Source organism: Nevskia sp., assembly GCF_023266035.1.
Classification (GTDB): Bacteria; Pseudomonadota; Gammaproteobacteria; order Nevskiales; family Nevskiaceae; genus Nevskia.
Map to the genome: position 1 here is coordinate 1 of NZ_JAHFRY010000073.1, position 6677 is coordinate 6677.

5 protein-coding genes are annotated in these 6677 nt (G+C 65.3%); 3 read left to right on the forward strand and 2 right to left on the reverse strand.

The window, feature by feature from the left end; all coding sequences use genetic code 11:
- Both uvrD and Q0D45_RS12430 read right to left on the reverse strand, forming a co-directional pair.
- Window positions 1–1866: DNA helicase II (gene uvrD, locus Q0D45_RS12425; RefSeq protein ID WP_293393264.1), on the reverse strand; the 1866-nt coding region annotated here is incomplete at its 3' end.
- 6 nt (window positions 1867–1872) lie between these two features.
- Complete coding sequence (locus Q0D45_RS12430) at window positions 1873–2598, reverse strand: TerC family protein (RefSeq protein ID WP_293393266.1); 726 nt, start codon at window positions 2596–2598, stop codon at window positions 1873–1875.
- Window positions 2599–2670: 72 nt separating this feature from the next.
- Between Q0D45_RS12430 and Q0D45_RS12435 the strand changes: the two genes are divergently transcribed.
- From Q0D45_RS12435 to Q0D45_RS12445, 3 genes are all read left to right on the forward strand, one after another.
- Window positions 2671–4569 carry a DUF4153 domain-containing protein gene (locus Q0D45_RS12435; protein WP_293393268.1) on the forward strand — a complete coding sequence of 633 codons (1899 nt, stop codon included), beginning with the start codon at window positions 2671–2673 and terminating at the stop codon, window positions 4567–4569.
- A 124-nt stretch (window positions 4570–4693) separates the two neighbouring features.
- Window positions 4694–5812 carry a glycosyltransferase family protein gene (locus tag Q0D45_RS12440; RefSeq protein ID WP_293393270.1) on the forward strand — a complete coding sequence of 373 codons (1119 nt, stop codon included), beginning with the start codon at window positions 4694–4696 and terminating at the stop codon, window positions 5810–5812.
- 134 nt (window positions 5813–5946) lie between these two features.
- Window positions 5947–6677: wax ester/triacylglycerol synthase domain-containing protein (locus Q0D45_RS12445; protein WP_293393272.1), on the forward strand; the 731-nt coding region annotated here is incomplete at its 3' end.

A 6677-nucleotide genomic window follows, 5' to 3' on the forward strand; every position in this document is an offset into this window, starting at 1 on the left:
GTGGATGCGCCGCACTTCGGCGTAAGTCAGATACAGCTGCTGACGCGCGCGGGTAACGCCGACGTAGGCCAGGCGCCGCTCCTCTTCGAGCGAGCCGCCATCGACGGCGCGCTGGCTCGGGAACAGGCCGTTCTCCATGCCGACCAGGAACACCACCGGAAACTCCAGGCCCTTCGCCGAGTGCAGAGTCATCAGCTGCACGCAGTCCTCGCCGACGCCGGCCTGGCGTTCGCCGGCTTCGAGCATCGCGTGGGCGAGGAAGGAGTTCAGCGGATCGAGGCCATCGTCTTCCGGCGGCCGCTCGAAGCCGCGTGCGGCGCTGATCAGTTCGTCGAGATTGTCGAGGCGCGCTTCGGCCTGCTCGCCCTTCTCTTTTTTGTAATGTTCGCGCAAGCCCGAGCGCTCGATCGCCATCGCCATCAGCTCGGCCAGCGGCTTGCCAGCGCCGTCACGGGCGAGGCCGTCGATCAGATCGAGGAACACCTTCAGATTGTTGGCGCTGCGGCCGAGTGCGGCGCCAGCGCCTTGCGCCGCCTTCCATTGCGACACGCCGGCATCGCGCGCCAGTGCGCGCAGACGTTCGATGGTGGTCGCGCCGATGCCGCGCGGCGGCGTGTTCACGGCGCGCTCGAAGCTGGCGTCGTCATCGCGGATCGCGACCAGGCGCAGATAGGCCAGCGCGTCCTTCACTTCCTGGCGTTCGAAGAAGCGCAGGCCGCCGTAGATGCGATACGGCAGACGATTGCGGATCAGCGATTCTTCGAGCACACGGCTCTGCGCGTTCGAGCGATAGAGAATCGCGCAGTCTTTCAGCGCATAGGTACCTTCGTGATGCGCCTTGATCCGGCCGACCACGAACTCGGCCTCATCGAACTCGTTGAACGCGGCATAGAGCTGGATCGCATCGCCATCCTGGCCATCGGTCCACAGCACCTTGCCGAGCCGCCCGGAGTTCTTCTCGATCAGGCCATTCGCGGCCTTGAGGATGGTGCCGGTCGAGCGGTAGTTCTGTTCGAGGCGGATGACTTCCAGGCCAGGGAAATCCTTGCTCAGCCGAGCCATGTTCTCGACCTTGGCGCCGCGCCAGCTGTAGATCGACTGATCGTCATCACCGACCGCGAACATCGTCCCGGTATTGCCGGCCAGCACTCTTAGCCAGGCGTACTGCAAGGTGTTGGTATCCTGGAATTCGTCGACCAGGATGTGCCGGAAGCGCTGCCGGTAATGCTGCTGGATCTGCGGCACGTCGCGGCACAGTTCGTGGGCGCGCAAGAGCAGTTCGGCGAAATCGACCAGGCCGTTCTGCGCGCATTGCGCTTCATAGGCGCTGTAGATGCGCACCAGTTGCCGCTGCGCGAAATCGCCTTGGTCGACCATCGCATCCGGCCGCCGGCCTTCTTCCTTCTGGGCATTGATCCAGCCGGTGATCTGCTTCGGCACCCACTGCTCTTCGGACAGATCCAGCCCGCGGATCACCCGCTTGACCAGGCGCTGCTGATCGTCGGCATCGAGAATCTGGAAGTTCTGCGGCAGCCGCGCTTCCTTCCAGTGCAGGCGCAGCAGGCGGTGGGCGATGCCGTGGAAGGTGCCCACCCACATCGTCCGCACCGGTACGGTGACCAGGCTTTCGATGCGGCCGCGCATCTCGGCCGCGGCCTTGTTGGTGAAGGTGACCGCGAGGATCGAATGCGGCGAAACCCCTTCGACGGCGATCAGCCAGCCGATGCGATGGGTCAGCACCCGGGTCTTGCCGGAGCCGGCACCGGCCAGCACCAGACGGTGTTCGGGCGGCGCAGTCACCGCTTCGCGCTGGGCCGGGTTCAGGCCGGCGCAGAGCAGCGCGACATCGGGCGATTCAGCGTGCATCAGGCTTCAATGACCCGCGGCAGCCAGCCGCTTGCGCAGGCGCAGATTGAGGATTTCCACGGCCACCGAGAAGCCCATCGCGAAATAGACGTAGGCCTTGGAGATATGCAAGTCCAGCCCTTCGGCGATCAGCACGGCACCGATCAGCACCAGGAAGGCCAGCGCCAGCATCTTCACCGTCGGATTGGCGTCGACGAAGCGCGACAGTGGGCCGGAGAAGAACATCATCGCGATCACCGCGGTGACGATCGCGGCGATCATCACCGGCAGATTGCTGGTCATGCCGATGGCGGTGATCACCGAATCGAGCGAGAACACGATGTCGAGAATCATGATCTGCACGATCACGCCGACGAAGCTGACGCCGACCGCGCCAGCAGTGCTGCCAGGCGCATGCAGCGCACCGCGCAGCATGTCGACGATCTCCTTGCCGGCCTTCCAGATCAGGAACAGGCCACCGCCGAACAGGATCAGATCGCGGCCCGAGAAGCCCATGCCGAATACGGTGAACAGATCGGCGGTCAGCTTGGCGATCCAGTTCAGGGACACCAGCAGCGCGATGCGGGTCAGCATCGCCCCGGCCAGGCCGATGGTCCGCGCCCGGGCCTGCTGATGCAGCGGCAGCTTCGCCGCCATGATCGACAGAAAGATGATGTTGTCGATGCCCAGCACGATTTCCAGTGCAGCCAAGGTCAGGAAAGCGATGATCAGTTCGGGGTCAAGCAGATTCACGGGCGCTGGGTAAGGGCGAGGCAGGAGCGTCGGATTATGATGGAAACCAATCATCGGCAGCCCGGGTAACGCGTGAACACGGAACGCAGCGTCGCTGTTGAAGGTAGTCCGGACCATCCGGCCCGGCAGTTGATCGTGATCACTGCGGTGCTCGCTTCGGCGGTGCTGCTGGTGCTGCACGAGGGCATTGCCGGCAAGTGGTCGGGCTTCGACGATCCAGCGCTGTGGATGCTCGGCTACACGCTGGCGATCGGCCCGCCCTTGATGCTGATGTTGATGATCGAGCGGATCGGCGAGCGCTTCACCTACGCTGCGCTCGGCCTGCTCGCCCTGCTGCTGGCCGGTCTCGCCTGGCACACCGGCGGCGATTGCCTGTCATCGCGCTGGGGCTGCAGCAGCCTCAGCACTCCGTACTGGGCCACGCTGGCCACGGCGCTGTTCATCCTGCTGCCATTCCTCGAAGCCTGGCGCGACGCCGGTAGCCGGCTGCCGCTGCGCCTGTCTTATTCGAGCCTTTATCGCCACGCCTGGGACAATGCGCTGGCGCTGGCGGGCACCGGCCTGTTCGTGCTCGCCGCCTGGCTGATCCTGTGGTTATGGGGCGCCTTGTTCGCCTTGCTCGGCATCACCGAATTCCGCGAGCTGTTCGGCGAGCGGCGCTTCATCTATCCGGTCACTGGCTTGCTGGTCGGCTTCGGCCTGGTGATGAGCCGTGCTCAGGGCGGTGCTTTGCGGGCCTTGCTGCGCCTGTGCTTGAGCCTGGCGCGAGCGTTGCTGCCGTTCGTCGCGCTGCTGGCCCTGCTGTTCCTCGCCGTGGTGGTGCTGCGCGGGCCCGAAGCGCTGTGGCAGACCCGCCGCGCGGCCTCGCTGCTGCTCTGGCTGGTGCTGGCGATGGTGGTGTTCGTCAATGGCGTTTACCAGGATGGCAACACGGAGCCGCGTTATCCGCGCTGGCTGCAGCGTTTCGTTTCGGCCGGCCTGTTGAGCTTGCCGGCGCACGCCGGCCTGGCAATCTGGGCGATCGTGCTGCGGGTCGACCAGCACGGCTGGACGCCGGACCGGCTCAGTGCCCTGCTGGTGGCCGTGATTCTCGCGCTGCATGCGCTGCTGCTGGCCTGGGCGGTATTGCCGGCGCGCGATGGCCGCTGGCTGAGCCGGCTATCGGTCGGTAATCCGCTGATGGCCGGATTCGTCGTCGTCCTGCTGCTGGCTTCGCAGTCGCCGTTGCTCGATTTCCGTTCGATCAGCGTGAGTTCGCAGCTGGGGCGGCTGGCGCGCGGCGAACTGCGTATCGATGGCTATGATCAGGTCGACGATTTCCGTCGGCGAAATGGGCCCGGGACCCAAGACAGGAAGCAGGCTGAGCAACGGCCCCGCTTCGACGTCCGGCTGTTCGCCCGAGAACTTGGCCGCGAAGGCCGATCGGCGCTGGAGACACTCAGGACTGATCCGCGCCACGCCGGTGATCTGGGCCTTCTCGCCGCGATCGACGAAGCCTTGAGCGAACCGGAGATCGACGTCTCCCCACCGTCGTCTCGGCCGCTGCTCGCCGAAGATATCGAGACACTGCCAGCTGGTACGGTGCTGCCGCCGGAACTGCTCAGCGCGCTGGCGGCCGATCTCGCACCGCTGGCCGGCAAGGAGTTCGGTCCCGGCTGTCAGCGTCAACTGCGTCCCTGCATGCTGATCAGCGTCGATCTCGGTGGGCCGCCCGGGCCTGAATGGCTGTTCGTCCCGCCAGCCCGCAGTTGGAACCTGCCGCCGTTGGTCTACGGTGCCTCCGGGAGCGGCGGCTGGTTGCTGCTGGCCTGGGTCTACAGTCAGGCTGGCGCCGGTCATCCGCTGCTGCCGGAAACGCTACGCGAAGGACGTTCACCGATCGCCGTTGCCAGTGACTGGCCGCTGCTGCAGATCGGTGACCATCGCTACCCGATTGTGGGCGGCAGACCTGATCTGCTGATGTCGCGCTGAGCGCGCTCGCCGCGCAGCAAGCCGCCGCCGAGCTGTCATCGAACCGTCACCGCTTCGTCATTCGGGGTTTACCGCCGTTTCATACCGTGGCCGCGTACTCACCCGAAGACCGGGAGCAGCGACGATGAAGATTGCCTACGGCGTGATGGGTTACGGGCGCGGCCATGCGATGCGCTCGATGGCGGTGCTGCCGAGTTTGATGGCCCGGCACGAGGTCACCGTGTTCGCCGGTGGCGATGCCTACGACGTGCTGGCGCCGCTGTTTCCGACCGTGCGCATTCCGATCATCGGCTACGTCTATCAAGCCAACGGCAGCCATTCGGTTGCCAAGACGATCAGTAAGAACCTGGCGCCGATGGCCGATCTGTTCTTCGGCGGCCACGGTTCCGAAGTGGTGGAGCGCGAGATCAAGGCGCGCGGCATCGAACTGGTGATTTCCGATTCCGAAGCCTGGACCCACCGCGCGGCGAAGAAGCTGAAACTGCCGCGGATCAGCTTCGACCACGTCGGCATCATCGCCTACTGCAAGCCGCACTTCCCGCCGGACCTCTGGCTGATGGGCATGCGCGACGGCTTTGGCTATCGCCGCCTGATGGGCATTCCGGAACGCATCCTGATCGCCAGCTTCTATCCGGCCGAAGGCGCCTATCCGGGCGTGAAAGTCATCGGCCCGATGCTCCGCGACGAAGTGCTGCGCACCAAGCCCAGCGATGGCGATTTCCTGCTCGCCTACTTCAACAAGGGCGAGCATCAATACCGGCCGAATATCGACCACGCGCTGCGCCAGCTCGACTGCCCGGTGGTGGTCTACGGCACCCCGTATCGCGGCAAGGTCGAGAACCTCGACTTCCGGGCGCCGAGCAACGAATGGTTCGTGCACGATCTCGCCGCCTGCCGCGCCGTGATGTCGACCGCCGGCAATCAGACCATCGGCGAAGCGATCCACTTCGGCAAGCCGATTCTCGCGCTGCCGGAAGAAGCCTTCGAGCAACGCCTGAACGCCTGGATGATCGAACGCATGGGCGTGGGCATGCGCGGCGATCGCCTGAACCTGACCCCGAGCGATGTCGATCGCTTCATGGGCAACCACGCGTTCTACAAATCGAACATGAGCGCCCATGCCGGCGACGGCCGCGCAGAGGCGATCGCGACCTTGCTGCAGTACATCGACGAGTTGGCGGTGGTCACCAAGGCCGGCAGCAAGACCCGGCGCAAGCGCGGAGCAGCGATCTCGGCGGTCTAGTCGGGCAGTCTGTCGGCGCGAATCCGGCGCAAGATTGCTGCGCCTTGTCATAGCGCTAGACCGCGCCGCCACCGCACGGCAGGTCCGCGCGTTAAAGTCGCTCCACAACAAGAAATTGATCTGGAGAGATATCAATGGCAACCCGACTCAAACCGCTCGATGCGTCCTGGCTGTATGTCGAATCGCGCAATACGCCGATGCATGTCGCCGGCCTGAACATCTTTTCGCTGCCGGCCGATGCGCCCGCGGATTTCCTCGCCAAGCTGGTCGCCCAGCTGAAGGACGCCAAGGCCTTCGTGCCGCCGTGGAACCTGCGCTTGAAGAAGTCCCTGCTGCGCGGCGTGCTGCCGGCCTGGGAAATCGACGACGGCCTCGATCTCGACTACCACGTGCGCCATTCGGCGCTGCCGCATCCCGGTGGCGAGCGCGAACTCGGCGTGCTGGTCTCGCGTCTGCACAGCCACGAGCTGGACCTGAACCGGCCGCTCTGGGAATGCCATGTCATCGAAGGCCTGGAGAACAACCGCTTCGCGCTGTACACCAAGATGCACCATGCGCTGATCGACGGTGTCGGCGGCATCCGGATGACTGCGCGGGCGTTCTCGGTCAGCGCCGCCGCCGGCAAGGTGGTGCCGCCGTGGACCATCGGCGCGGAGATGCGCAAGCGCAAGGCGCTTGACGAAACCGCCGAGGCGCCACCAACGCCGCTGACCCACTTCCGCGAGCAGTTGCAGCAGCAGATCGAACTGGTGCCGCAGGTGACCCGCGCGCTGACCAAGATCTGGCGCGGCAAGAAGCCGAATGACGCACTGGCCACGCCGTTCAAGGCGCCGAAATCGGTGCTCAACGACAGAGTCGACGGCCA